The sequence below is a fragment of the Streptomyces sp. NPDC059534 genome (assembly GCF_042743475.1).
In the GTDB taxonomy this organism is placed as follows: domain Bacteria; phylum Actinomycetota; class Actinomycetes; order Streptomycetales; family Streptomycetaceae; genus Streptomyces.
In genome coordinates, this window is record NZ_JBHWAQ010000020.1 from 51075 (window position 1) to 76947 (window position 25873).

The following is a 25873-nucleotide window of genomic DNA, read 5'->3' on the forward strand; positions in this document are numbered from 1 at the left end:
CGGCTGCGTCGTTCGACTTGTTCCGCAGGGTGGCGGGATTGTCTTCCAGTCTACCGGTAGCGCGGACACTCATGGGGGTTTGCCGGTGCCTGAGTCCGCATGTGCCGCCCTGAGCGATACCGAGACGACTCCCCATATCCAGACAGGGGCTCCAGGGCCCTCTGACGGCCACCCAGCGCTTCGACCCGTAGCGCGGCGTGGGCACCCGGCCCCACCCCGTCGCAGGCACGATCACCACCACGCCCCGGACACGCCCGCTACCGCGTCGCGGGCACGACCGCCGTCGCGTTGTGGGCATACGTTCCGCAGGGCGGAACGGGTGGGCACAACACCACCAGCGCGGCGCCCTTCCTCCGGACCCGCACCACAGGGACCCGCTTCAGGGGACCCGCTTCAAGGGACCGGCCACCAGGGGAGCCGCGCACGACAGCGCACCCCGCTCCCGGCCGCCCGGCGCTCTAGCCGTACGTGTCTCCGGGCCCCACCGACCCCGGCGCCCGCAGCGGCCCGTACCCCCGCCGCGGCGCCCCCGGCCCCAGCACCTTGATGACCCGCACGGTCCCGTGCCCGAGGTCCTCGTTGAGCCGGGCGACCAGCCGCGGCGCCAGCAGCCGCAGCTGCGTCGCCCACGCCGTCGAGTCGCACTGCACCGTCAGCACCCGCGCGTCCGGTTCGTCGTCGAACTTCAGCGGTACGCAGTGCTTCGCCAGGTCCTCGCCGACGATCTGCGGCCAGCGGCCCATGACCCCGCCGACCGCCGCCGGCGTCTCCCAGCCGCGCTCGGTGATCAGCCGGTTGATCGCCGCGCCGAGCGCCATCGGGTCGCGCCCGTCGGCCCGCGCGCCGGAGCGCAGTCCGCCTCCGCGCCGGGCCTGCTTCTTCTGCTGTGCGGCCGCGCCCCGGGCCTTCGCCTGTTCCTTGGCGGCGCGCAGCGCGACCCGGGCGAGGTCGACACCGGAGTGCTCGGGAACCTTGGGGGCCTCCGCGGCGCGGGCCGGGTCCGGGGTCCCGGCCCCGAGGGACGGCTGCTCGCTCATACCCGTTCCACCGCCCCGTCGGCCACCTGGTACCGCGTGCCCGCGAGGACGCCCGGTACGTCGTCGTCGACCGCGGCCGTCACGAGGACCTGCTCGCCGCCGGCGACCAGTTCCGCGAGCCGCTCGCGCCGCCGCGCGTCCAGTTCGGCGAAGACGTCGTCGAGGACGAGGACCGGCTCGTTGCCCTCGGAGCGCAGCAGGTCGTACGAGGCCAGCCGCAGCGCGAGCGCGTACGACCAGGACTCGCCGTGGCTCGCGTACCCCTTCGCCGGGAGGTCGCCGAGCTTGAGCAGCAGGTCGTCCCGGTGGGGTCCGACGAGCGTGACGCCCCGCTCGATCTCCTGCTTGCGGACCTCGGCGAGGGCGGCGAGCAGCTGCTCGTACAGCTCCTCGCGGGTGTGCCCGGTGCCCGGTGCGGAGGGGCGGTACTCCAGCAGAATCGGTCCGCCGCCGGGTGCGAGCTGCTCGTACGCCTTGTCGGCGAGCGGCTGGAGGGTGTGGATGAGATCCAGCCGCTGGGCGAGCACCTCGGCGCCGGCCGCGGCCAGGTGCTGGTCCCAGACGTCGAGGGTGGACAGGTCCATGCCTCGGCCGCCGTGCCGGCGGGCCATCGCCGCCGACTTGAGGAGCGTGTTGCGCTGCTTGAGCACGCGCTCGTAGTCGGAGCGCACGCCCGCCATGCGCGGCGTGCGGGCCGTGATCAGCTCGTCGAGGAAGCGCCGGCGCTCGCCGGGGTCGCCCTTCACCAGGGCGAGGTCCTCGGGCGCGAACAGCACGGTCCGTACGATGCCCAGCACGTCACGCGGTCTGACCTGCGAGGACCTGTTGATGCGGGCGCGGTTGGCCCGGCCCGGGTTGAGCTCGAGTTCGATCAGCTGGGAGCGCTCGCCCTGGGTGACGGCGGCGCGGATGACCGCGCGTTCGGCTCCCATCCTGACGAGCGGGGCGTCGGAGGCGACGCGGTGGCTGCCGAGGGTGGCGAGATAGCCGACGGCCTCGACCAGGTTGGTCTTGCCCTGGCCGTTGGCGCCCACGAAAGCGGTGACGCCCGGGTCGAGCGGGACCTCGACCCGGGCGTAGGAGCGGAAGTCGGCCAGCGAGAGATGCGTGACGTGCATGGTTGGGCGCCGACCTTCTTCCCCCGGCGGCTGTGCACCGCGGGGTGCACAGCCTGTGGATTACTTCTTCGTCTCGACCGCGTGGCCACCGAACTGGTTGCGCAGCGCGGCGATCATCTTCATCTGCGGGGAGTCGTCCTGGCGGGAGGCGAACCGCGCGAACAGCGAGGCGGTGATCGCCGGCAGCGGCACGGCGTTGTCGATGGCGGCCTCGACCGTCCACCGGCCCTCGCCGGAGTCCGACGCGTAACCGCGCAGCTTGTCCAGGTGCTCGTCCTCGTCCAGCGCGTTCACCGCGAGGTCCAGCAGCCAGGAACGGATGACCGTGCCCTCCTGCCAGGAGCGGAAGACCTCGCGCACGTCGGTGACGGAGTCGACCTTCTCCAGGAGCTCCCAGCCCTCGGCGTATGCCTGCATCATCGCGTACTCGATGCCGTTGTGGACCATCTTCGCGAAGTGGCCGGCGCCGACCTTGCCGGCGTGGACCGAGCCGAACTCGCCCTCGGGCTTGAGCGCGTCGAAGATCGGCTGGACCCTGGCCACGTCCTCGGCGGAGCCGCCGTACATCAGCGCGTAGCCGTTCTCCAGGCCCCAGACGCCGCCGGAGACGCCGCAGTCGACGAACCCGATGCCCTTGGCGGCGAGCTCCTCGGCGTGCTTCTCGTCGTCCGTCCAGCGCGAGTTCCCGCCGTCCACGACGATGTCGCCGGGGGAGAGCAGGTCGGCCAGCTCGTCGATGGTGGACTGGGTCGCGGCACCGGCCGGGACCATCACCCACACGACGCGCGGACCCTTGAGCTTGCCCACAAGCTCTTCGAGGCTGTGGACATCGGCGAGGTCCGGGTTGCGGTCGTATCCGATGACGGTGTGGCCTGCGCGGCGGATGCGCTCGCGCATGTTGCCGCCCATCTTGCCGAGACCGACGAGACCGAGCTCCATCAGAGATTCCTTAAGCGTCGTGTGCGGTTTACCCGGGTCCGAGCCTACGCCCGGACCCGGGTGCACACCTGTGGGGTCAGCCGCTCAGGCGATGCCCCGGCCGCGCCTCCCCGAAGGGGCGCCGGCCGGACCCCGGCCGGCATCAACCGGACAGTCGCACCGGCATGATCAGGTACTTGTACGCCTCGTCCGCCTCGGCGTCCAGGGCGGGCCTGCCGCTCAGGAGGGCCGGCTTGGTGGAGGTCGTGAAGGAGAGCTGCGCGACCGGGGAGTCGATGGCGCTCAGGCCGTCGAGCAGGAAGGTCGGGTTGAAGGCGATCGAGATGTCGTCGCCCTCCAGCTGCGCGTCCACACGCTCCACAGCCTGTGCGTCGTCGCTGGAACCGGCCTCCAGGATCAGCACGCCCTGCTCGAAGCTCAGCCGGACCGGGGTGTTGCGCTCGGCCACCAGGGCCACACGCTTGACGGCCTCGACGAAGGGGGCGGTCTCGATCACCGCGACGGAGTTGAACTCGGTCGGGAAGAGCGTCCGGTACTTCGGCAGGTCGCCCTCGAGCAGCCGGGTGGTGGTGCGGCGGCCGGCGCCCTCGAAGCCGATCAGGCCCTCGCCCTTGCCGGAGCCGGAGAGCGCCAGGGTGACCGTGTCGCCGCTGGTGAGCGCCTTCGCGGTGTCCAGGAGGGTCTTCGCGGGCACCAGGGCGACCGCGGAGGCGTCGGGGGACTCCGGCTTCCACAGGAACTCGCGGACCGCGAAGCGGTAGCGGTCGGTGGAGGCCAGGGTGACCGTGTCGCCCTCGATCTCGATGCGCACACCGGTGAGGACGGGCAGCGTGTCGTCACGGCCGGCGGCGATGGCCACCTGGGCGGCGGCGGAGGCGAAGACCTCACCGGGGACGGTGCCGGTCGCGGTGGGCATCTCCGGCAGCGCCGGGTACTCCTCCACAGGCAGGGTGTGGAGGGTGAAGCGGGAGGAGCCGCAGACCACGGTCGCCCGTACACCGTCTGTGGAGATCTCCACCGGACGGTTGGGGAGGGCGCGGCAGATGTCGGCGAGCAGCCGGCCGGAGACGAGGACGGTGCCGTCCTCCTCGACCTCCGCCTCGACGGAGACACGGGCCGAGACCTCGTAGTCGAAGCTCGAGAAGCTCAGCGCGCCGTCCTCGGCCTTCAGCAGAAGGCCCGCGAGCACCGGAGCCGGCGGACGGGCCGGGAGGCTGCGGGCCACCCAGGCCACCGCCTCGGCAAGTACGTCGCGCTCCACCCGGATCTTCACCGGAACCGCCTCCTGCTTGTTGCTGGCTCTTCGTCGACTGCGGGAACCAGTCTGACGTACGCCGCCGACACTCGGTGCTGCTCGGGGTCAAGTCGCGACAAGAGCGCGTCGGAGCTCCGGCGCCGAGTTGTGCACAGGCCCCACTTCGAAGCGGATTCCTAGCTAACTCTAAGTGGGAGTAGTAGTAGGGCCTGTGGAAACGGTGGATAACGTCGTTTTCCCAGGTCAGGCCCAGTTTTTTGTCCACCGACCCTGTGGGTGACACCCGTGGAAAACCAGGGCTATCTGTGGACACAGGAAAGTTCTGCACACCCCATACACAGGCCATGGGGAGTTCTCCCCAGCGCTGTCCCCAGCTTTCCCCACGTTCCCCACAGCCCAAACGCCTCCCTTGGTGTGACCGCTTTCACTCGACGTGGTGAGGAGGGCTGTTTCGTTGCCGAACAGTGGACAGAGGTGTGGAGAAGCTGTGGGCAACGGACCCCTGCCTGTGGGCAGCCGGTGGACAACATTCCGGGCCCCCTGTGGACGAAAGATTCATCCACAGGCTGTGGAGATCGTTTGCTAACAAATCCACAGGGGCCTGACCTGGGGTGATGATCTGTCAACAGGTCGGCCTGTGGACACGATCCGGATAACTCGACAGTCCCCACCCTGTGGACGGGAGATCATGCCCCAATCTGTGGAGAACCTGCCACCGGAACGGAGTAATCGAACAGCGGGCGCGCGTCGCCGGCCCGTCCCCAGCCTGTGGCCGGTCCGTCCGCACCCCGTCCGCACCCCGTTCGCGTCCCATCCGCCCCCCGTTCGCGGCCCGCTCGTGGCCCATCCGCGGCCCATCGCCGGTCCTTCGGAGGCCCGTTGCGGGCTCTCCCGGCGGCCCTCCTGTGGGCCCCGTTCGCGGGCCCTCGGGAACGCCGAAGGGCGCCCCCGGGAGGTGTCCCGGGGGCGCCCTTCGAAGGCGGTGGACGCGGTGGACGCGGTGGAGCCGCGCCGGCCGTGCCGGCCCTCTGTCAGCCGTTCTTGATGCGGTTGGTGAGCTCGGTGACCTGGTTGTAGATGGAGCGGCGCTCCGCCATCAGAGCGCGGATCTTCCGGTCCGCGTGCATCACCGTCGTATGGTCGCGGCCGCCGAACTGCGCGCCGATCTTCGGCAGCGACAGGTCCGTGAGCTCGCGGCACAGGTACATGGCGATCTGCCGGGCCGTCACCAGGACGCGGCTGCGCGAGGACCCGCAGAGGTCCTCCACCGTCAGACCGAAGTAGTCGGCCGTGGCCGCCATGATCGCGGGCGCGGTGATCTCCGGAGAGCTGTCCTCGCCGCCGGGGATCAGGTCCTTGAGGACGATCTCGGTGAGTCCCAGGTCCACCGGCTGCCGGTTGAGGCTCGCGAAGGCCGTCACCCGGATCAGCGCGCCCTCCAGCTCGCGGATGTTCCGCGAGATCCGCGAGGCGATGAACTCCAGCACCTCCGGCGGGGCGTTGAGCTGCTCCTGCACCGCCTTCTTGCGGAGGATCGCGATGCGCGTCTCCAGCTCGGGCGGCTGCACATCGGTGGTGAGGCCCCACTCGAAGCGGTTGCGGAGCCGGTCCTCCAGGGTCACCAGCTGCTTGGGCGGCCGGTCCGAGGAGAGCACGATCTGCTTGTTCGCGTTGTGCAGGGTGTTGAAGGTGTGGAAGAACTCCTCCTGCGTCGACTCCTTGCTCGCGAGGAACTGGATGTCGTCGACGAGCAGGATGTCCACATCGCGGTAGCGCTTGCGGAACGCGTCGCCCTTGCCGTCACGGATCGAGTTGATGAACTCGTTGGTGAACTCCTCGGAGCTCACGTACCGCACGCGCGTGCCCGGGTAGAGGCTCCGCGCGTAGTGCCCGATCGCGTGCAGCAGGTGGGTCTTGCCGAGTCCCGACTCCCCGTAGATGAAGAGCGGGTTGTACGCCTTGGCCGGCGCCTCGGCCACCGCGACGGCGGCCGCGTGCGCGAAGCGGTTCGAGGAACCGATGACGAAGGTGTCGAACAGGTACTTGGGGTTGAGCCGTGCGTGCTGCTCGCCCGGAGCGCCGGCCCCGCCGCCCTGCCCGGACGACGAGCCGTGACCGCCGGGCGGCCCGGGGACCGGGCCACCGCCCGGCCGGGGGCCGGGGCGGGCGCCGTGACCCTGCGGGTCGGGCAGCTCGGCGCGCTCGGGCCGCTGCTGCCCGTAACCGCGGACGGGCTCGTCGTAGCGGCTCTGCCGGGACTGGTCCGGGCCCGTGTACGGGGCACGCTCCTGGTAGCCGCCGAGCCGCGGCTGCTGCCAGGAGAGGTCCTCCTGCGTGCGCGGCCAGGCGCCGGGGTCGGGGCGCTGCTGCCCGTAGTCCGGATAGGCGGGGCGCGCCGTGGGCAGGCCGTCGTCGGGCATCGGCCGGTGACCGTAGCCGTCGTACTTCTCGTACGGCTCCGGCTGCGCGCGCTCGTCGTAGCGCGGCTGCTGCGGTGCCGGGGGAGCCGGCGGGGTCGGCTCGCCGACCGAGTCGTCGACGGTGATCGCGATCCGGATCGGCCGGCCGCACTCGCGGCTGAGGGTCTCGCTGATCAGCGGGGCCAGCCGGCCCTCGAGGACGCGCTTGCCCCACTCGTTCGGCACCGCGAGCAGAGCCGTGTCCGCGACCAGGGCGAGCGGCTGGCAGCGCTCGATCCACTGCTTGTCCTTGGACTCGATGCCCTGCTGGCCCTCGGCGAGGAGATGCTCGAGGACCCGTGGCCACACTGCGGCAAGATCGGCAGGTACGTCAGCCACAGGGCACGCTTTCTCGCAGGTCCCCACGATGGTGTGGTTCTCGGGGACAGTAGTGGGTCGAAGTCCGTGAGGACGGGTCCGTGAGGACAGGTGAGGACAGAACGGAAAAGATTGTGGAGACCATCCACGGTAGTCGTGGCGCCTGACGTGGTTCAAGTTGTTGTCCACAGCCTGTGCACAATGGGAGGTGGCGACAGGTCGGTTTGACCGGATGGCGCAGCCGCGCGTACCGTGACCAGGTCGAGTTGTCGATGGCTGCTGCCGCCTGCCTCCGATGGGCAAAGATCACGGTTGTGAACGTGTAGCGGTGCACTCGGGCGTATTGCGAGCTACTCGTGGGCGCACGGTGACAGCCAGGCGATGTCCCGCCATCTACGAATCATTTCTGGAGCCCCCGAGTGAGCAAGCGCACCTTCCAGCCGAACAACCGTCGTCGCGCCAAGACCCACGGCTTCCGCCTGCGGATGCGTACGCGTGCCGGTCGAGCCATCCTTGCGAACCGCCGTTCCAAGGGTCGCACTGAGCTGTCCGCCTGATCCGCTTAAACAGGTCATGACGTGCTGCCTACCGAGAATCGGCTGAGGCGGCGCGAGGACTTCGCAACCGCGGTACGCCGAGGGCGCCGGGCCGGTCGCCCGCTCCTCGTCGTCCACCTACGCAGCGGTGCAACGAACCCGCACGCACCTGGGGAGAGTGCTCCCCCGACGCGTGCGGGTTTCGTCGTGAGCAAGGCCGTGGGTGTTGCGGTGGTCCGCAACCAGGTGAAGCGTCGCCTCCGTCACCTCGTCCGCGACCGACTCGCCGAGCTTCCCCCCGGTAGCCTGGTGGTCGTACGGGCGTTGCCCGGAGCCGGCGACGCCGACCACGCACAGCTGGCCCGAGACCTGGACGCCGCTCTCCAGCGGCTGCTGGGAGGGGGCGCGCGATGAAGTACCCGCTGCTGGCTCTCATCAAGCTGTACCAGTGGACGATCAGCCCGCTTCTCGGGCCCGTCTGCCGGTACTACCCGTCGTGTTCCCACTACGGATTCACGGCCATCGACCGGCATGGCGCGATCAAGGGCACAGCCCTGACCGCCTGGCGCATCCTGCGGTGCAACCCGTGGTCGCCCGGCGGCGTGGACCATGTCCCCGCGCGCAAGCGCCCCCGTTGGCACGAGATGCTGCGGAACGCGCTGCGCGGCGACAAGGGCGGGTCCCCCGCCGAGACGAGCCCGGCCGCCGAGACCTCGCCCAATGCTCAAGGAGCCTGATTAGTGGACACGATTGCCAGTCTGTTCAGCTTCATCACCTGGCCCGTTTCCTGGGTCATCGTCCAGTTCCACAAGGTGTACGGGGCGATCTTCGGCCCTGACACGGGCTGGGCCTGGGGCCTGTCCATCGTGTCCCTCGTGGTGCTCATCCGCATCTGTCTGATCCCGCTGTTCGTCAAGCAGATCAAGTCGACGCGGAACATGCAGGCGCTCCAGCCGAAGATGAAGGCGATCCAGGAGCGCTACAAGAGCGACAAGCAGCGTCAGTCCGAAGAGATGATGAAGCTGTACAAGGAGACGGGCACCAACCCGCTCTCCTCGTGCCTTCCCATCCTTGCGCAGTCGCCGTTCTTCTTCGCCCTGTACCACGTGCTCTCGGCGATCGCCTCGGGCAAGGAGATCGGCGTCATCGACGGCCCGCTGCTCGCCAGCGCCCGTCAGGCCCACATCTTCGGCGCTCCGCTGGCGTCCAAGTTCACGGACACCGCCGCCGAGGTCGCCGCTCTCGACGCCTCGCTGACCTCGGTCCGCATCGTCACCGCGGTCATGATCGTCATGATGTCGGCCTCGCAGTTCTTCACCCAGCGCCAGCTGATGATGAAGAACGTCGACCTCTCGGTGAAGACCCCGTACATGCAGCAGCAGAAGATGCTCATGTACATCTTCCCGCTGATCTTCGCGGGCATGGGCATCAACTTCCCCGTCGGTGTCCTCATCTACTGGCTGACCACCAACGTGTGGACCATGGGCCAGCAGATGTACGTGATCAACCAGAACCCCACCCCGGGCAGCAAGGCGCAGGACTCCTACCTCCAGCGGCTCCTGAAGAACGTCACGCAGCACGGCGAGGTCCGCGGCCGCCGGCGCAAGAACATCGTCAAGGTGATCGTCGCCAAGGGTGCCGACCGCAACGACAACGAGCGCCGCTTCTTCGCCGGCCTGGCCAAGGCCGGCTTCGCGGCTCAGGCCGACGGCACCGTGATCAAGAGCGACACGATCGCGGCCGAGGCCGAGGGCGGTGCCGCAGCCCGGCGCCAGCAGCCCAAGCGCCAGACCAAGGCCCAGCGCCAGGCCGCCGCGGCCCAGCCGGGCGGGGCCAAGGACACCGAGGACGTCACCGAGCCGGCCGCCGAAGAGGCGACCACCTCGCTCGAGAAGAAGCCTCAGGGTCCGGCCAAGACCGACGCGCAGGTCGAAGCCAAGGATGAGGCGAAGGACGAGGCGCAGGGCGACAAGCCCGCCCGTCCGAGCCGTGCCAACTCCGGAGGCTCCCGTCAGGGCAAGTCCGGCCAGCGCAAGGGCCAGCAGCGGCCCAAGCACCCGTCCTCCAAGAAGTAAGCCTCCCCGAAGCAAGAAGGAGTCCATCCGTGACGGAAGGCACCACCTCCGCCGCCGCCGAGGGTGGCGACACCCTGACCCGCCTGGAGCAGGAGGGTGAGATCGCGGCCGACTACCTCGAGGGCCTGCTCGACATCGCCGACCTTGACGGCGACATCGACATGGACGTCGAGGCGGACCGAGCAGCGGTCTCGATCATCAGCGACTCCAGCAGCCGCGAACTGCAGAAGCTCGTGGGCCGCGACGGTGAGGTTCTGGAGGCTCTCCAGGAGCTGACCCGCCTGGCCGTGCACCGGGAGACCGGTGACCGCAGCCGACTGATGCTCGACATCGCCGGCTTCCGGGCCCAGAAGCGTTCCGAGCTCGCCGCGCTCGGCGCCAAGGCCGCGGACGAGGTGAAGTCCTCGGGCCAGCCGGTGAAGCTGGACCCGATGACGCCGTTCGAGCGCAAGGTCGTCCACGACGCGATCGCCGCCGCCGGTCTGCGGAGCGAGTCCGAGGGCGAGGAGCCGCAGCGCTTCGTCGTCGTGCTCCCGGCCTGAACCCTCACGTAGTGTCGGCCCCGTCTGTTCGCAGGCGGGGCCGATCTTTGTCAGCCTGATAGTCAGCCACCACAGTGCGCTCGCCCACGCGGCGCGCGGTACGGAAGGACGGTTCCCGTGACGGAGGCAGCGGAGCTCCCCGAGGCGCCGGAGCAGGCGCGGACAGTCTTCGGTGAGTACTTCCCGGAGGCCGTGCGGTACGCCGAGCTCCTCGCGGACGCAGGTGTGAAGCGCGGCCTGATCGGCCCGCGTGAAGTCCCGCGGCTGTGGGAACGCCATCTGCTGAACTGTGCCGTCCTCTCGGAGGCCGTCCCTGAGGGCGTCACCGTCTGCGACGTCGGCTCGGGCGCCGGTCTTCCCGGCATCCCCCTGGCTCTGGTCCGGCGTGATCTGAAGATCACGCTCCTGGAGCCGCTGCTTCGCCGGACGAACTTCCTCCAGGAGGTCGTCGAGCTGCTCGGCCTCGACCATGTGACCGTGGTCCGCGGGCGCGCCGAGGAGATGCTCGGCAAGATCACGCCCGTGCATGTGGTGACCGCCCGCGCGGTGGCGCCGCTGGACCGGTTGGCCGGCTGGGGCGTTCCCCTGCTGCGCCCCTACGGCGAGATGCTGGCGCTCAAGGGCGACACCGCCGAGGAGGAGATCAACGGTGCCCGCGCCGCGCTCTCCCGGCTCGGTGTGGTCGAGACCACGGTGCTGCAGGTCGGCGAGGGGATCGTCGATCCGCAGACCACGGTCGTCCGGGTGGAGGTCGGTGAGAGCCCGGGCGGTGTCCGCTTCGCGGCCAAGCGGGCCAAGGCCGCCCGTACGAGCAAGACCCGCCGGCGACGCTGAACGCCGCATACGTACCATTTCGGAGTGTCGAGCGGTCCCGACCGGGCAGCAGGGGCATGGTGTTTCACGTGAAACATCGCTCACTGCTGCAGGGGATCATCAGCCGCGGTCGCGTGGCTGTCACGCCCCGGGACCGTAGACCCCGCGTGAAGCCACTCGCGAGGGTTACGGAGTTGTCCACAGAGGTGGATTCACCCACAGAACCACCGGCCTCGCTGGTTCACGACCCCGAAAGCATGGCAGGCTCTGCTCATCGCGAGCCTGAAGCCGAGGAGAGTGAATCTTTGCGGTCCGACGCCAACATCGCGGGACCGATGACCGATCCGGTCCCCGGTCCCCGAACCGAATCGGTGGGGGAGGATGTTTCACGTGAAACACCGCCCCCGATGGACGACACCCCCGTGGGTCATGCTGCCCAACTGGCAGTAGAGGCCCTGGGTCGTGCCGGTGAGGGGCTTCCCCGACCGGCTCAGACGCGCGTGATGGTGGTCGCCAATCAGAAGGGCGGCGTGGGCAAGACGACCACGACGGTCAACCTTGCCGCGTCCCTTGCCCTGCACGGGTCCCGGGTCCTGGTCATCGACCTCGACCCGCAGGGCAACGCGTCCACGGCGCTCGGCATCGACCACCACGCCGAGGTCCCCTCGATCTACGACGTCCTGGTCGACAGCAGGCCGCTCTCCGAAGTGGTGCAGCCCGTCCTGGACGTCGAGGGTCTCTTCTGCGCCCCCGCCACGATCGATCTCGCCGGTGCGGAGATCGAGCTGGTGTCGCTGGTGGCCCGTGAGAGCCGCCTGCAGCGGGCGATCCAGGCGTACGAGCAGCCGCTCGACTACATCCTGATCGACTGCCCGCCCTCGCTCGGTCTGCTCACGGTCAACGCCATGGTGGCCGGCGCCGAGGTGCTGATCCCGATCCAGTGCGAGTACTACGCACTGGAGGGGCTGGGACAGCTCCTGCGGAACGTCGACCTGGTGCGCGGGCACCTCAACCCCGGGCTCCATGTCTCGACGATCCTGCTCACCATGTACGACGGCCGGACGAGGCTCGCCTCCCAGGTCGCCGACGAGGTGCGCACCCACTTCAGCGAGGAGGTGCTGCGGACCAGCATTCCGAGGTCCGTCCGCATCTCGGAGGCGCCGAGCTACGGGCAGACGGTCCTCACCTACGATCCGGGCTCCAGCGGCGCCCTGTCGTATCTCGAAGCGGCCCGTGAGATCGCCCTGCGGGGGGCCACCGTGTACTACGACCCCCAGCACGCCCAGGTAGGGCACCAGAACAACCAGCGCAGCAGGTCGGAGGGGATCCAGTGAGTGAGCGACGCAGGGGATTGGGGCGAGGGCTCGGTTCGCTGATCCCTACGGCTCCCCAGGAACGACCGGCTCCGGTCGGCGTCGGAGCGGGCGCGACCTCTCCCGGTGCGGCCCCCGTCCTGACCTCGGAGCGGGGCGTGGCCGCCGCGAAGCTGGCGACGCTCCCGCAGAGCCCCCAGTCCCCCGACTCGGTGGTGTCGTGGAGCGAGCCCGAGACGGCCGCCGCCCCGGAGTCCCCGGCCGGCGCGCACTTCGCGGAGCTCCCGCTCGACGCGATCACGCCCAACCCGCGTCAGCCGCGTGAGGTCTTCGACGAGGACGCTCTGGCCGAGCTGGTCGCCTCCATCAAGGAGGTCGGTCTTCTCCAGCCCGTCGTCGTGCGCCAGGTGGGCGCCGAGCGCTACGAGCTCATCATGGGCGAGCGGCGCTGGCGAGCCTGCCGTGAGGCCGGCCTGGAGCGCATCCCGGCCATCGTGCGGCACACCGATGACGAGAAGCTGCTCCTGGACGCCCTCCTGGAGAACCTGCACCGGGCCCAGCTGAACCCGCTGGAAGAGGCGGCGGCGTACGACCAGCTGCTCAAGGACTTCAACTGCACCCATGACCAGCTGGCCGACCGGATCGGACGCTCGCGTCCGCAGGTCTCCAACACGCTGAGGCTGCTGCGCCTCTCGCCCCCGGTCCAGAGCCGGGTCGCCGCCGGGGTGATCTCCGCCGGTCACGCTCGCGCCCTCCTGGGCGTCGAGGACCCGGAGGCCCAGGACAAGCTGGCGTACCGGATCGTGGCCGAGGGGCTCTCGGTGCGGTCCGTCGAGGAGATCGTCACGCTGATGGGCTCGGAGCCCGGGGCGCCGGTCAAGCCGAAGGGTCCCCGCGCCGGGGGCCGGGTGTCGCCCGCGCTCACGGATCTCGCCTCCCGGCTCTCGGATCGCTTCGAGACCCGCGTGAAGGTCGACCTGGGACAGAAGAAGGGCAAGATCGTCGTCGAGTTCGCCTCGATGGACGATCTGGAACGGATCCTCTCGACCCTGGCTCCCGGAGAGGGACGGGTCATGGACCAGAGGAACGGCGAGAACGAGGAGGGCTGACGCCTCACGCTCCGCCGAGTCCGCTCAGGGCGGGTCGTGTTCCGGTCTTCACCGGAACGCGGCCCGCCCTTTGCCGGTGAGCGGTATCGCCCCGATCGCCCGATCGATACGATTCCGAGAGGCGTATCCGTGCTCAAGGGCGAGGGAAGCGAGGAGAAGCCGTGGGGCGTCGGCTCGTACCGCTCACACTGGACAACCTTCCGGACCTGCCCAAGCGGTGTCGCTCCTGCGTCTTCTGGGAGCTCGACCCGGTCAGTGGGGAAGCGGCGGTCAAGGCGGGACGCCCCGAGCTGGAGAAGGAAGCCTGGATCTCGGCTGTCCTGCTCGAATGGGGATCCTGCGGCCGGGTGGTCTACGTCGACGAGATACCGGTCGGCTATGTGCTCTACGCTCCCCCGGCCTATGTGCCGCGGTCCACGGCCTTCCCGACGAGCCCCGTGGCGGCGGACGCCGTTCAGCTGATGACGGCGTGGATCATGCCCGGCTATCAGGGGCAGGGCCTCGGCCGGGTGATCGTGCAGACGGTGGCCAAGGACGTGATGCGCCGGGGCTTCAAGGCGATCGAGGCATTCGGGGACGCCCGCTGGAAGGAGCCGGCCTGTGTGCTGCCCGCCGACCATCTGCTCGCCGTGGGCTTCAAGACCGTCCGTCCCCACCACGCCTTCCCCCGGCTGCGGCTGGAGCTGAGGACGACGCTCTCCTGGAAGGAGGACGTCGAGATGGCCCTGGACAGGCTCCTCGGCGCCGTCCAGAAGGAGCCGGCCCTGCGGCCCCTCTAGCCGGACACGCAGAAGGCCCGCCCCCTCTCGGGGACGGGCCTTCGCTGTTCCGCGTGCCGCTGTTTCACGTGAAACAGCGAGAGATCATCAGCCCTTGGTGGGCTCGACGAAGCCCTCCAGGTCGCGCAGGATCGCGGCCTTCGGCTTGGCGCCGACGATGGTCTTCACGACCTCGCCACCCTGGTAGACGTTCAGCGTCGGGATGGACATGACGCCGTACTTGGCAGCCGTGGCCGGGTTCTCGTCGATGTTCAGCTTCACGACCTCGATCTCGCCGTGCTCGGCGGCGATGGCCTCCAGCGACGGGGCGATCTGGCGGCACGGTCCGCACCAGGCGGCCCAGAAGTCCACCAGGACGGGCTTGTCGCTCTTGAGGACGTCCTCGTCGAAGGAAGCGTCGGTCACAGTCTTGAGGGCCACAGCGGCCTCCTTGATCTCGCGGGGTGTGGGGTGGGGAGCGGGGTGATCAGACCGCGGGGGTCTCGGCCAGCTTCTCGCTGTCGGCGAGAGCGGACAGGAAGCGCTCGGCGTCGAGAGCGGCGGAGCAGCCGGTACCGGCAGCCGTGATGGCCTGGCGGTACGTGTGGTCGACGACGTCGCCGGCGCCGAAGACACCCGTGAGGTTGGTGCGGGTCGACGGGGCGGCCACCTTGAGGTAGCCCTCCTCGTCGAGCTCCAGCTGGCCCTTGAAGAGCTCGGTCCGCGGGTCGTGGCCCACGGCGATGAAGAGACCGGTGACGGGCAGCTCGCGGGTCTCGCCGGTCTTGGTGTCGCGCAGGGTCAGGCCGCTGAGCTTCTGCTCGCCGTGGATCGCGGTGACCTCGCTGTCCCAGGCGAAGGAGATCTTCGGGTCGGCGAAGGCGCGCTCCTGCATGGCCTTCGAGGCACGCAGGGTGTCACGGCGGTGGACGATCGTGACGGACTTGGCGAAGCGCGAGAGGAAGGTCGCCTCCTCGATCGCGGTGTCGCCGCCGCCCACGACGGCGATGTCCTGGTCCTTGAAGAAGAACCCGTCGCAGGTCGCGCACCAGGAGACACCGCGGCCGGAGAGCGTGTCCTCGTTGGGGAGGCCGAGCTTGCGGTGCTGGGAGCCGGTGGTGACGATGACGGCCTTGGCGCGGTGCACGGTGCCGGCGGTGTCGGTGACGGTCTTGATGTCACCGGTCAGGTCCACGGCGACGATGTCGTCGGGGACGAGCTCGGCGCCGAAGCGCTCGGCCTGGGCCCGCATGTTGTCCATGAGGTCGGGGCCCATGATGCCGTCACGGAAGCCGGGGAAGTTCTCGACCTCGGTCGTGTTCATCAGGGCGCCACCGGCGGTGACGGCACCCTCGAAGACCAGAGGGTTCAGCGACGCTCGGGCCGTGTAGAGCGCCGCGGTGTAACCCGCGGGCCCGGAGCCGATGATGATCACGTTACGGACGTCGCTCACGGGTTACTTCCTCGTCTCTGCAGACTGCCACTGCCTACGGGGGCGGTTGTCTCGGTCGCTCTCACCCCACCCAACGGATCCTAAGGGGCATGCATTCCCGAGACCGCCGCGCGGCTCCGTCGAGGGGCGGTGAGAGGGCCGGAAGCGAGGTCAGGCGAGCGGTCAGGAGCGGGGGTACGTCTCGTGGAGCAGTACCTCGGCGGCCGGGCCGCCGCCGTCCGTGGTCCGGCCGGCGCAGGAGGCATCGAGAACGTATGCCTGGACCCGGGTGCTGTCGGAGGGATCCGGCAGCACCAGCAGATAGGCCGGCACGCCCTGGTATTCGCCCCGCTCCTGCCCGAGCACCGTGTCGGTGCGGCCGGTGCCGGCCAGGACGCAGCCGGGGACCGCATCGTCCCGGTTGCGCTGGGGGGCCGCGGAGCTGGCTTCGGCGGACATCGATTCGGGGCCGACGCCCTGGGGCGTCTTGGCCGCTCCGTTGTCGGCGAGGAGCGCGTGGACCCGGTCCTCGACAGGAGCCCCGGAGAAGGGGCTGAGGGCCGTGGAAGCGGCGTCGGCCTTCTTGGTGTCCGATGCGGTGTCGCCGGCGGTCAGATTCCCCGTCTGGCTCAGGTACAGGCTCGTGCCCAGGATCACGGCACCGAAGGCCGCGCCGAGCGTGGAGAGCAGAGCGATCCTGCGGCGGCGGGGCTTCCCGGGGCGCCCGGGACCGGTCGCGGCGCGGGAGCTGCCCGCGGGGCGGTCCTGGACCCTGGAGGGCGCGCGGGCGGGAAGCTCGGTCTCGGCGGGGTAGCGCGATGTTTCACGTGAAACAGCGGCTTCGCTCTCGGGCGAGGTGGAGTTGAGGAGCGCTTCCGCGGCGAGGGCGGCGTCGATCCGGCCGGCGATCTCGGCGGGCATGCGGGGAGGCCCGGGGAGCGTCCCCAGGAGACCGCGGATCTCCTCCAGCGAGGACCGGACGTCCGCGCAGAGCGAGCAGCCGTCCACATGCCGGCGCACGGCGGAGGACCGGGTCGGCGAGAGGAGCCCCTCGGACAGATCGGAAATCTCCGAGACGTCCGGGTGCTGTGTGGTGTCGGCCCTGCCGGCCGTGGAAGTCACGTGCGCCCACCTCCGCCCTTCACAGCTGGATCAGTCGGTCCGGTATCCGTCGGCCCCGGCACCGGTGGGACGGATGTCCCCGGCGTCCGGTTCCTTCCCCCTTCGGCGACCTCGTTACCCACGGTGTCGGCGCGCAGATGAGTGACCATCGGCAGGAGGCGTGCCCGCCCGCGTGCACAGCGGCTCTTCACGGTGCCGGTGGGGACGCCGAGGATACGGGCAGCCTCCGCGACGGGGTATCCCTGCATGTCGACCAGGACGAGCGCGGCACGTTGGTCGGCCGGGATCGCGGCGAGCGCGGCCAGCACCTCGCGGTGCAGGTCCTGGCGCTCCACGGGAGCCTCGGCCGATTCATGGGGACCGAGGAGCTGTTCGAAGCGGTCGGTGTCGTCGACGGGCGAGGTGCGGCGGGAAGCGGTCTTGCGGGCCCGGTCGAGACAGGCGTTCACGGTGATCCGGTGCAGCCAGGTGGTGACGGCCGACTGGCCGCGGAAGGTATGGGCGGCCCGGAAGGCCGAGATCAGGGCGTCCTGGACGGCGTCAGCGGCCTCCTCGCGGTCCCCCAGGGTCCGCAGGGCCACGGCCCACAGCCGGTCGCGATGGCGGCGTACGAGCTCACCGAAGGCGTCCGGGTCCCCGGCGACGTGGCTCGCGAGGAGTTCCTCGTCCGTCGCCGTCCGGGGGGCGTCAGCAGCAGGCGCCACGGTTCCCCTCCTCGTCGGCAGCCGTGCAGGCATTCAATCCGGTCCGTGCCCGGAAGTAAATGAGCGCCGAGCTGGGCTCGGCGCTCATGAAGGGTGCTGCTCCGTCGCTACGGGGCGGTCCCCTGGAAGGAGACGTTCGTGATGGCTTGCTTGTAGCCGGATCCGAAGTACTCGTCACCGTCGGAGTAGGGCACCGAGGTCAGCCAGAGGAGCACGTAGCGGGTCTTCACCGGCGTCGTGGTCTCCGGCTTCGCCGCGGTCTGCGAGGTCTCGGCCGTGGCGATCTTCTTCATGGAGTCCGGGCTGCCCGAAGGGGTCAGCGAGTCCGCCGCGTAGAGGGTGACCGAGGTCTTCGGACCGCCGTAGCGGAACGCTATGGACGCCGACGAGACGTTCTGCTCGCTCCCGAGGTCGTAGACGATGCCGACGCCCTGCTTGTACGGAGCCAGGACGGGTCCGGCGCGGAACGTCCTGGTACGCCAGTACGTGGTGCTGTCGCTGTCGTAGGTGTCGTGCACCCCGGGGGCGTTCTGCAGATTGCCGTCCGGGGCGAACTCCTCGGCCGACCGGATCGTGAGCGGCTTCGGCGGCTCCGGCTTCTCGTCGTCGAGCGTCGGAGTCGTGACCGGGGTCTTCGAGGAGTTGTCCTGGTCGAGGAGCCGGTCCGCGATCTGCCAGCTGCCGAGCCCCAGGGCGGCGATCAGCAGGGCCGAGACGGCCCACTTCAGCGCCTTTCCGGTCCGGCTCTGCAGCGGAGGCGGCGGGATGACCACCGGCTGGGTCATGGCCGGGCGCGCCTGGGGCCGGCCGTACGTGCCCTGCTGGTACGTCGTGCGCTGGTACTCGGGCGGGGCGGTGTACTCCGGCTCCGGGGGCTTGACGCGGGGCATCGCGGCGACGGCCTTGGCCAGCTCGTCCGGGGTCGTGCAGGGCGGCTCCTGCCGCGAGGCGGTGGCCCCGTCGTTGGCGAGGGCGCGCATGGCGATCTCGGAGAGGCCGCGGTGGACGCCGGCGCGGACCTGGTCGGGCGGGAGCAGGCCGACGCCCTTGGGAAGCCCGGAGAGCCCGTGGGCATCGCTGTCGTACGGCCAGCGCTGGGTCAGCGCGGCGTACAGCAGGGCGCCGATGGCCTCGGTGTCGCTGCGCTGCGGGCGTTCGGCGGTGATGCCGCGCAGAGCGGCGTTCACGGCCAGGCCGCGGATCCGGTACTGGCCGGTGGAGCTGCGCAGAACGGCACTCGGGGTGAGCCGGAGGTGTGCGAGGCCCTCGCGGTGTGCGGCGGCCATCGCCTGGGACACCTGGCTGACGAGCTGGTAGGCGTCGTGAGGCTCCAGAGGGCCGGACGCGAGCAGCGTGGTCAGCTCGGTGGAGTCGGGCAGCCATTCGTGCACGACGTACACGAGGTCGTTCTCCTCGACGGCGTCGAGGACCTGGACGAACCGGGGGTCGCCGAGGAGCGCCGAGGAGCGGGCCGCGGCCAGGACCGACCGTGCTCTGGGGTGGTCGGCGGGCAGCAGGTGGACCCCGACGGCACGCCGTAGCTTCTCGTCGACGGCACGCCAACTGCTGAAGCCGTCCAAACGGGTGACGCATTCCTCCAGCCGGTAGCGTCTCGCCAGCTTGTGCCCGCTGTGCAGTTCGGGTGCCGTGATGGAGGGCTGTTCACCGCTCTGTCGTTCGACCGCCTTGTTCTCCGTGGCCTGGGCGGACTTCTCCGCCGTCTTCTGCTCTTCCGCCACCCCGTCGGTCGCGGCCGTGTCCGCCTTGGCGGTCAGCGGGTCGTCACCGCTGTTGTCGGCCACGTCGACGGCAGCCGTGCTACGTTCCGCCACCGTCGTTCCTGCCTCCCCATCCGTTGCGCCACATCCAACAGCCATGCCAATTGTGCCCACAGTCCGGCACTATGCACGACACGCGGTTCCCGCCGATGGTTGTGCGGGACCACCTCATCAGCGTCCCAGGCGTCCGCGCACCATGCCCACCAGGGTGTTCAACTCCGCGATACGCATGCGCTTTGCCGCGACGAAGAAGACACCGAGGAGTACGACCCCGCCGATGAGCAGGGCGACGAGCGAGCCGAGCGCACCCTCGCCCAGGAGCTTCAACAGGCCGAAGCCGACGGCACCGGAGACGATCGCGGCGGGCACGGACGCCATGCAGAGCCGTGCGTAGGTCCGCAGGACGTGGGTGCCGTCCAGGTCGCCGCCCAGTCGGTTGCGGAGCCGGCGCCAGGCGATGCCGACGCCGACGGCGTAGGCGAGCCCGTAGGACGCGGCCATGCCGACGACGGCCCACTGGGCGGGCAGGACGACGTAGCAGGCGGCCGAGGCGGCCGCGTTGACGGCGGCGACGATGACCGTGTTGTAGAAGGGCGTCCGGGTGTCCTCGTAGGCGTAGAAGCCGCGGAGCACGACGTACTGGACGGAGTAGGGGATCAGGCCCAGGCCGAAGGCCATCAGGATGAAGCCCATGCCCTGGGCGGCCTCGACGCCGCTGGAGGCGTAGAGCAGGGTGCACATCGGGACGCCGAGCGCCAGGAAGGCGAAGGAGACCGGGACGATCGCGACGGCCGAGTTGCGCAGGCCCTGGGAGATGTCGTCCCTGACCGCGCCGGGGTCGTTGTCGTGGGCGGCGCGGGAGATCCGCGGCAGCAGGGCCGCCATGACGGAGACGGTGATGATGGCCTGTGGCATGCCCCAGATCAGCTGGGCGTTGGAGTAGGCGAGGAAGCCCGCACCGTTCTTCCCGGACTCCTCACCGGCGGCCGTGGCCAGCTGGGTGACGACCAGGACGCCCGCCTGGTTGGCGAGGACGAAGAGGACGGTCCACTTGGCCAGCTTGACCGTCTTGCCGAGCCCGTGGCCCTTCCAGTCGAAGCGGGGCCGGAAGCGGAAGCCCGTCTCACGGAGGTACGGGATCATCGCCAGGGCCTGGACGACGAGACCGAGCAGGGTGCCCACGCCGAGCAGGCGGATGCCGTCGTCCGGGATGGTCTGCACGCCCATGTGGGACTCGGCGGAGGTGCCGTAGACCCAGATGAAGAGGCCGAAGGTGACGATCATGACGATGTTGTTGAGGACCGGGGTCCACATCATCGCGCCGAACTTGCCCCGGGCGTTCAGGATCTGACCCATCACCACGTGCACGCCCATGAAGAAGATCGTGGGGAGGCAGTAGCGGGCGAAGGTCACGGCGACGCTGTTGGCCGCGGCGTCGTCGGCGATGGTGTTCGACATCAGCCGGATGAGCAGCGGCGCCGCGAAGACGGCGAGGGCCACGATCAGGCCGAGCGCCACCATCACCAGGGTCAGCAGGCGGTTGGCGTACGCTTCGCCGCCGTCCTCGTCGTTCTTCATGGAGCGGACGAGCTGGGGGACGAAGACCGAGTTGAGGCCGCCGCCGACGGTGAGGATGTAGATCATCGTCGGCAGGGTGTACGCGATGGTGAAGGTGTCACCGAGCAGCGCCGCACCGAGCGCGCCGGTGATCACCAGGCTGCGGACGAATCCGGTGAGCCGGGAGACCAGGGTGCCGGCCGCCATGACGGCGCTCGACTTCAGCAGCCCCGAGGCGCGGCCGGACTTCTTGGGAGCCGGCGCGGGCAGGGGGTCCGGCTCCGGAGCGGGCTGCGGCACCTGGCCGGGCGTCTGCTGGTCCCGGTACAGGTGGGCGAAGGCGTCCGGCTCGGGCTCCTCCTCGCCGGCCCGGGTCACCAGGTCGTCGACACCGGTGAACTGGACCGTCCGCGCGTCGTCGCCGTACGGCAGATGACGGGAGGGGCCCTCGGGCTCGGGCGCGGGCGTCTGCGCCCACACCCGGGGGTCGGGGGCGTGCTGGGGCGCGACCGGCTGCTGGTAGAGCGGCTGGGGCTCCTGGTAGGTGCCGGGCGGGGGCGGCGGGTGCGCGGCGCGGTCGTAGAGCGCCTCGGTCACCGGGTCCTGTGCGGCCAGGCCCTGCGCCGGGTACGGGTCGTGCGCGAAGGCGTCCTGGACGTACGGATCCTGTACGTACGGGTTCTGCGCGTACGGGTCCTGCCCCTGTGGGTGCTGCGCATAGGGGTCGTGGCCCTGCGGGCCGGGGGCACCCTGTGGCGCGGGCGGCGTCACCGGCGGATGGCCGGAGCCGGCGGGCGCCGCGGGCGTCCCACCGGACGGCGCGGTGCCACCCGCGCCCTGGCCGCGGTCACCGTCGTACGGCGCGTTCATGGTTACCCCACCTCATCGTCCCCGGCCGACCGGCCACGACATCGCTCAACGGTCCACTTTCTCACCCGGGCCCGACGGGTCGCCGCTTTCGGGCCCGGTGTCCGGCGTCGGGTCACTCGGCTGCTCGGGTTCGTCCCCGGAGGGTTCGTCCCCGGCGGGCCCGTCCTCGTCCGCCTCGTCCGCCTCCGCAGGCTCGGCCTCGGCCTCGGCGTTCCGCGCGGCGACCCGCTTGCGCTGGCTGTACATCCGTACGCCGGCGAGGACGAGGAGCAGGACGCCTCCCGCGATGACGAGCATCACCGTCGGGGTGATCTCGGAGACCTTCACGGTGAAGGTCATCGGCTGCCCGTAGGGGGTGCCGTCCTCGGTGTAGAGCTGGGCGATCATCGGCACCTGGCCGTTGACGTTGGCGGAGGCGGTGAACTTCACCGACTGGCTGTGCCCGCCGTTGATCTTCACGGGGAGCTCGGCGAATCCTTCGCCGTTGACCGTCAGCCGGTTCTTGTTGGTGGAGGTGAGGCGCAGCACCAGGTGGTCCACGCCCTGGAGCAGCTTGTTCTGGACGGTCACGGGGATCGTCGCGCTGCGGCCGGAGAGTGTGAGGTCCGACTTGTCGACCAGCTGGACGCCCTTGGTGAGCGTCTGCAGATAGTCCAGGACGTTGGTCCGGTAGATCGCGGCCGCTCGGGGCTCGCCGCGCCAGGAGACCGACATCTCGCGGTTGATCGCGTTGCCGAACGGCGTCACGACGCGCCCCGGCAGCTCCAGGATGACCTTGAAGTCGCCGAGCTCGTCGCGGGTGGTCTTCATGTCACGGAACGCCTGGACCGGCAGCTCCCGGTCGCGCAGCTTCTTCGGGTACCGCGAGGCGCTGGGTACCCGGGTCGAGGCGTCGGGGTCGGGCTTGGCCCCGGCCGCGGCGACGAGGTCGACCGGCTCGCTCCAGCGCCGGCCGGAGAGGCCGTGGAGCGCCGTGGCCATGGTCTGCGCCTGGGAGACGCTCGGCATGCGCTGCGGGGCGACCACCACGCTGCGCTGGTCCTGCGGCTGCTCCAGGGTGATCGCGAGGGACTGGGAGAGGAATTCCTGGACCGCGAGCGTGGAGCTCTCGGAGCGGACCATGTCCCCCTCGAAGGTGGTGGACAGGATCGCGTCGCTCACCACGGCCGTGGTGCTGCCGTCGCCCAGGGGACGGGCCGCCGTGGGCGTGTAGGCGAGGTCGTCGCGGACGCTGTCGCTGCGGGCGATCACCTTGTCGGCGCCGGCCGAGGTCGCGACCGCCACGATGGAGGGGTCGACGGCTCCGTCGACGGGCCAGGCGAAGTCGGTGGACGGCTGCACGTGGAGCACGGTCTCGACGGTCACGCCGGCGAGGTCGGTCGCCGACTGGAGGTGCCCCAGCGAGCCGGGCACGTCCTTGCCGTGATGGGCGAGGGAGGCGAGGTCGGGGTCGGCGAAGGGAAGGGCGACGACCTTGCGGCCCTGGATCGCCCGTTCCAGAGCGTTCAGCCACTGCTCGGCGACGGCCTTGTTCTTGCCGGGGACGTGCAGGGTGCCGTCCTTGACCCGGTAGCCGTTCGCCATGGCGTCGACGCTCGCCAGCAGGTCCGGATCGAGCACCCAGGTGACCGGCAGGTCCTTCCCGAGCGAGACGAGCTGGTCCAGGCGCCCGCCCGGCTTCAGCTCGTCCGCCAGGGCGTCGTCCTCGAAGACCGGGGTCTGCTGGTCGTCCGTGGCCGTCTCGGCCGAGACATGGGCGGAGGAGATCAGCGGCCAGAGGTAGGTGAGCTGGGTCTTCTTCTTGGCGGCCTCGGGCTGGTACGGCAGGAAGGTCCGCTCGATGCCGAGCACCCGGTCGTACCCCTGGTCGGGGGTCTGGCCGGTGAGGGAGACCCCCAGCTGGTAGACGCCCGCCTCGTCGAGTCCGAGGTCGGAGACGGGGACGGAGAACGAGAAGTCCGTGCTGAGTCCGGCACCGAGGCGGGGAATCTTGATGCGGGGAGCGTCCTCAAGGCGAGCGGGGTCGCTGTCGGACCGGTACCCGGTGCGTCCCGTCACCTGCTCGATCTCGCTGCGGCTCGTCATCCTGGGGCCGACGCGCAGGTCCACGGTCGCGTCGGTGACGGCCTTCTTGCTCCGGTTGGTCACCGTCCCGGTGATGGTGACGGTGTCCCCTTCGACGGGTGCGCTCGGGGCCAGGGTGTCGAGCGACACATCGACGGTCTTGGAGACGGCGTCCGCGGCGGCGACCGCCGGGGAGGCGGTGCTCGGGGCCTGGAGCAGGCCGGCCAGGAGCGGCGCTCCGACGGCCACGGTGATCGTGCGCCGCAGCCATCGGCGGGCAGGTGAGGGACCGGTTCCCTGGATGTCTGCCGCCTCGGCCACGCGTTCGCCCGTCCTCGTCAGTGTCTGTGGTGCCAGTGGTGTCGATGGTTCCCGGTTGCTGTGTCCAGGCATGGTAACGAGGCGCGCTGGGAGCAAGTGCCGGGGACTGCTCCAGGCGATCTCCACGCGCGCGAAAACGGGGACGTCGAGGCGAGCCGGGGCACGTACCCTTTTCTGTTGTGCCGAACGCCAACGAAGACACCCCGACTGCACTGAGCCAGGTGCAACGCCGCGCGGTCAGTGAACTGCTGCGTGTGTCCCCTGTCGCCGACGACCTCGCCCGCCGTTTCCAGGAGGCCGGGTTCAGCCTCGCGCTGGTCGGTGGCTCGGTCCGGGACGCCTTGCTCGGCCGGCTCGGCAACGACCTCGACTTCACCACCGACGCCCGCCCCGAGGACGTCCTGAAGATCGTCCGCCCGTGGGCCGACGCCGTGTGGGAGGTCGGCATCGCCTTCGGGACGGTCGGCTGCCAGAAGGACGCCCGCGTAGGCGACGTCGACCAGCGTTTTGAGATCGAGGTCACCACCTACCGCTCGGAGGCGTACGACCGGACCTCGCGCAAGCCCGAGGTCTCCTACGGCGACTCGATCGACGCGGACCTCGTCCGGCGTGACTTCACCGTCAACGCCATGGCCGTGGCCCTCCCCGAGAAGACGTTCATCGACCCGTACGGCGGTCTGGAGGATCTGGCCGCCCGGGTGCTGCGCACGCCGGGGACGCCGGAGGAGTCGTTCTCCGACGACCCGCTGCGGATGATGCGGGCCGCGAGGTTCGCCGCACAGCTGGACTTCGAGGTCGCTCCCGAGGTCGTCACGGCGATGACGGAGATGTCCGGCCGGATCGAGATCGTCTCCGCCGAGCGGGTCCGTGACGAACTCAACAAGCTGCTGGTCTCGTCGCACCCGCGGAAGGGCCTCGGCCTCCTCGTCGACACGGGGCTCGCCGAGCACGTGCTGCCCGAGCTGCCGTCGCTGCGCCTGGAGAGCGATGAGCACCACCGGCACAAGGACGTCTACGAGCACTCGCTGACCGTGCTCGACCAGGCGATCGACCTGGAGAAGGAAGGCCCGGACCTGGTGCTGCGTCTCGCGGCCCTGCTCCACGACATCGGGAAGCCGCGTACCCGTCGCTTCGAGAAGGACGGCCGGGTCTCCTTCCACCACCACGAGGTGGTGGGCGCGAAGATGACCAAGAAGCGCATGACCGCGCTCAAGTACTCCAACGAGATGATCAAGGACGTCTCGCGGCTGGTGGAGCTGCACCTTCGCTTCCACGGCTACGGGACGGGCGAGTGGACGGACTCGGCCGTGCGCCGCTATGTCCGTGACGCCGGCCCGATGCTCTCGCGCCTGCACAAGCTGACCCGCTCGGACTGCACCACCCGGAACAAGCGCAAGGCGGGCGCGCTCTCCCGTGCCTACGACGGCCTGGAGGACCGCATCGCCCAGCTCCAGGAGCAGGAGGAGCTGGACGCGATCCGTCCCGACCTCGACGGCAACCAGATCCAGGAGATCCTCGGGATCGGCCCGGGCCCGGCCATCGGCCAGGCGTACAAGTTCCTGCTGGAGCTCCGTCTGGAGAACGGCCCGATGGAGCACGACCAGGCCATCGCCGCGCTCAAGGAGTGGTGGGCGGCGCAGGGCTAGCGGTATCGCGTGGGGCGGGGGGGGGTTTTTAGGGTAAAAAACGCCCCCCCCCCCCGAGGGGGGGGGGGGGGTTTTTGGGGGGTGGTTTAAAAAAAAAAAGCAGGCCG

The 25873-nt window shown here is 70.1% G+C and carries 22 protein-coding genes; 10 read left to right on the forward strand and 12 right to left on the reverse strand.

The genetic code is table 11. The annotated features are described in order from the left end of the window. Positions 1 to 458 precede the first annotated feature (458 nt). The 5 genes from ACFVZH_RS23430 to dnaA form a co-directional block, all read right to left on the reverse strand. Entirely contained in the window at positions 459 to 1037 is a 579-nt protein-coding gene (locus ACFVZH_RS23430; RefSeq protein ID WP_384899882.1) for a DUF721 domain-containing protein, read from the reverse strand. Continuing rightward, positions 1034 to 2155 (reverse strand): DNA replication/repair protein RecF, encoded by a 1122-nt coding sequence (gene recF, locus ACFVZH_RS23435; protein ID WP_384899884.1) that lies wholly within the window; start codon positions 2153 to 2155, stop codon positions 1034 to 1036. The genes ACFVZH_RS23430 and recF overlap by 4 nt, the downstream gene beginning before the upstream one ends. 60 nt (positions 2156 to 2215) lie before the next feature. After that, positions 2216 to 3094 (reverse strand): phosphogluconate dehydrogenase (NAD(+)-dependent, decarboxylating), encoded by an 879-nt coding sequence (gene gnd, locus ACFVZH_RS23440; RefSeq protein WP_026058396.1) that lies wholly within the window; start codon positions 3092 to 3094, stop codon positions 2216 to 2218. A gap of 142 nt (positions 3095 to 3236) precedes the next feature. Next, on the reverse strand, positions 3237 to 4367 hold the full coding sequence (gene dnaN / locus ACFVZH_RS23445; protein ID WP_384899887.1) for a DNA polymerase III subunit beta: 1131 nt from the start codon (positions 4365 to 4367) through the stop codon (positions 3237 to 3239). 1013 nt (positions 4368 to 5380) lie between these two features. Next, entirely contained in the window at positions 5381 to 7147 is a 1767-nt protein-coding gene (gene dnaA, locus ACFVZH_RS23450) for a chromosomal replication initiator protein DnaA (RefSeq protein WP_384899889.1), read from the reverse strand. A 398-nt stretch (positions 7148 to 7545) separates the two neighbouring features. Between dnaA and rpmH the strand changes: the two genes are divergently transcribed. The 9 genes from rpmH (at position 7546) to ACFVZH_RS23495 (ending at position 14293) form a co-directional block, all read left to right on the forward strand. Beyond that, the gene (gene rpmH, locus ACFVZH_RS23455; protein WP_079045023.1) at positions 7546 to 7683 is read left to right on the forward strand and encodes a 50S ribosomal protein L34; all 138 of its coding nucleotides are present in this window, start codon (positions 7546 to 7548) and stop codon (positions 7681 to 7683) included. A 21-nt stretch (positions 7684 to 7704) separates the two neighbouring features. Next, entirely contained in the window at positions 7705 to 8076 is a 372-nt protein-coding gene (gene rnpA, locus ACFVZH_RS23460; protein WP_384899891.1) for a ribonuclease P protein component, read from the forward strand. Continuing rightward, positions 8073 to 8399 carry a membrane protein insertion efficiency factor YidD gene (gene yidD / locus ACFVZH_RS23465; protein ID WP_329855968.1) on the forward strand — a complete coding sequence of 109 codons (327 nt, stop codon included), beginning with the start codon at positions 8073 to 8075 and terminating at the stop codon, positions 8397 to 8399. Before rnpA ends, yidD begins: the two co-directional genes overlap by 4 nt. 3 nt (positions 8400 to 8402) lie before the next feature. Beyond that, positions 8403 to 9737, forward strand: a complete 1335-nt coding sequence (gene yidC / locus ACFVZH_RS23470) for a membrane protein insertase YidC (protein ID WP_384899893.1) — start codon at positions 8403 to 8405, stop codon at positions 9735 to 9737. Positions 9738 to 9766: 29 nt separating this feature from the next. Continuing rightward, entirely contained in the window at positions 9767 to 10279 is a 513-nt protein-coding gene (locus ACFVZH_RS23475; protein ID WP_384899895.1) for a protein jag, read from the forward strand. 117 nt (positions 10280 to 10396) lie between these two features. Next, a complete protein-coding gene (rsmG, locus tag ACFVZH_RS23480) occupies positions 10397 to 11113 on the forward strand; it encodes a 16S rRNA (guanine(527)-N(7))-methyltransferase RsmG (protein WP_384899897.1) in 717 nt (238 codons plus the stop codon). Positions 11114 to 11349: 236 nt separating this feature from the next. Beyond that, complete coding sequence (locus ACFVZH_RS23485) at positions 11350 to 12426, forward strand: ParA family protein (protein ID WP_384899899.1); 1077 nt, start codon at positions 11350 to 11352, stop codon at positions 12424 to 12426. Then, a complete protein-coding gene (locus ACFVZH_RS23490; RefSeq protein WP_384899901.1) occupies positions 12423 to 13514 on the forward strand; it encodes a ParB/RepB/Spo0J family partition protein in 1092 nt (363 codons plus the stop codon). The genes ACFVZH_RS23485 and ACFVZH_RS23490 overlap by 4 nt, the downstream gene beginning before the upstream one ends. A gap of 161 nt (positions 13515 to 13675) precedes the next feature. Further along, complete coding sequence (locus ACFVZH_RS23495; protein WP_384899903.1) at positions 13676 to 14293, forward strand: GNAT family N-acetyltransferase; 618 nt, start codon at positions 13676 to 13678, stop codon at positions 14291 to 14293. An 87-nt stretch (positions 14294 to 14380) separates the two neighbouring features. Here ACFVZH_RS23495 and trxA read toward each other — a convergent pair whose 3' ends face one another. From trxA to ACFVZH_RS23530, 7 genes are all read right to left on the reverse strand, one after another. Further along, the gene (trxA, locus tag ACFVZH_RS23500) at positions 14381 to 14713 is read right to left on the reverse strand and encodes a thioredoxin (protein WP_384899906.1); all 333 of its coding nucleotides are present in this window, start codon (positions 14711 to 14713) and stop codon (positions 14381 to 14383) included. Positions 14714 to 14759: 46 nt separating this feature from the next. Continuing rightward, the gene (gene trxB, locus ACFVZH_RS23505; protein ID WP_384899908.1) at positions 14760 to 15725 is read right to left on the reverse strand and encodes a thioredoxin-disulfide reductase; all 966 of its coding nucleotides are present in this window, start codon (positions 15723 to 15725) and stop codon (positions 14760 to 14762) included. Positions 15726 to 15887: 162 nt separating this feature from the next. Next, positions 15888 to 16826 (reverse strand): hypothetical protein, encoded by a 939-nt coding sequence (locus ACFVZH_RS23510; protein ID WP_384899910.1) that lies wholly within the window; start codon positions 16824 to 16826, stop codon positions 15888 to 15890. Beyond that, positions 16823 to 17530, reverse strand: coding sequence for an RNA polymerase sigma factor SigM (sigM, locus tag ACFVZH_RS23515; RefSeq protein ID WP_384899912.1), 708 nt, complete (start codon positions 17528 to 17530; stop codon positions 16823 to 16825). The genes ACFVZH_RS23510 and sigM overlap by 4 nt, the downstream gene beginning before the upstream one ends. A gap of 107 nt (positions 17531 to 17637) precedes the next feature. After that, positions 17638 to 19362, reverse strand: a complete 1725-nt coding sequence (locus tag ACFVZH_RS23520; protein WP_384899914.1) for a serine/threonine protein kinase — start codon at positions 19360 to 19362, stop codon at positions 17638 to 17640. A gap of 117 nt (positions 19363 to 19479) precedes the next feature. Beyond that, on the reverse strand, positions 19480 to 21735 hold the full coding sequence (gene murJ / locus ACFVZH_RS23525; protein ID WP_384899916.1) for a murein biosynthesis integral membrane protein MurJ: 2256 nt from the start codon (positions 21733 to 21735) through the stop codon (positions 19480 to 19482). Positions 21736 to 21780: 45 nt separating this feature from the next. Continuing rightward, on the reverse strand, positions 21781 to 24120 hold the full coding sequence (locus ACFVZH_RS23530) for a DUF6049 family protein (protein WP_384899918.1): 2340 nt from the start codon (positions 24118 to 24120) through the stop codon (positions 21781 to 21783). Between the two features lie 179 nt (positions 24121 to 24299). Between ACFVZH_RS23530 and ACFVZH_RS23535 the strand changes: the two genes are divergently transcribed. Further along, the gene (locus tag ACFVZH_RS23535; protein WP_384899920.1) at positions 24300 to 25766 is read left to right on the forward strand and encodes a CCA tRNA nucleotidyltransferase; all 1467 of its coding nucleotides are present in this window, start codon (positions 24300 to 24302) and stop codon (positions 25764 to 25766) included. The last annotated feature ends 107 nt before the right edge of the window (positions 25767 to 25873 follow it).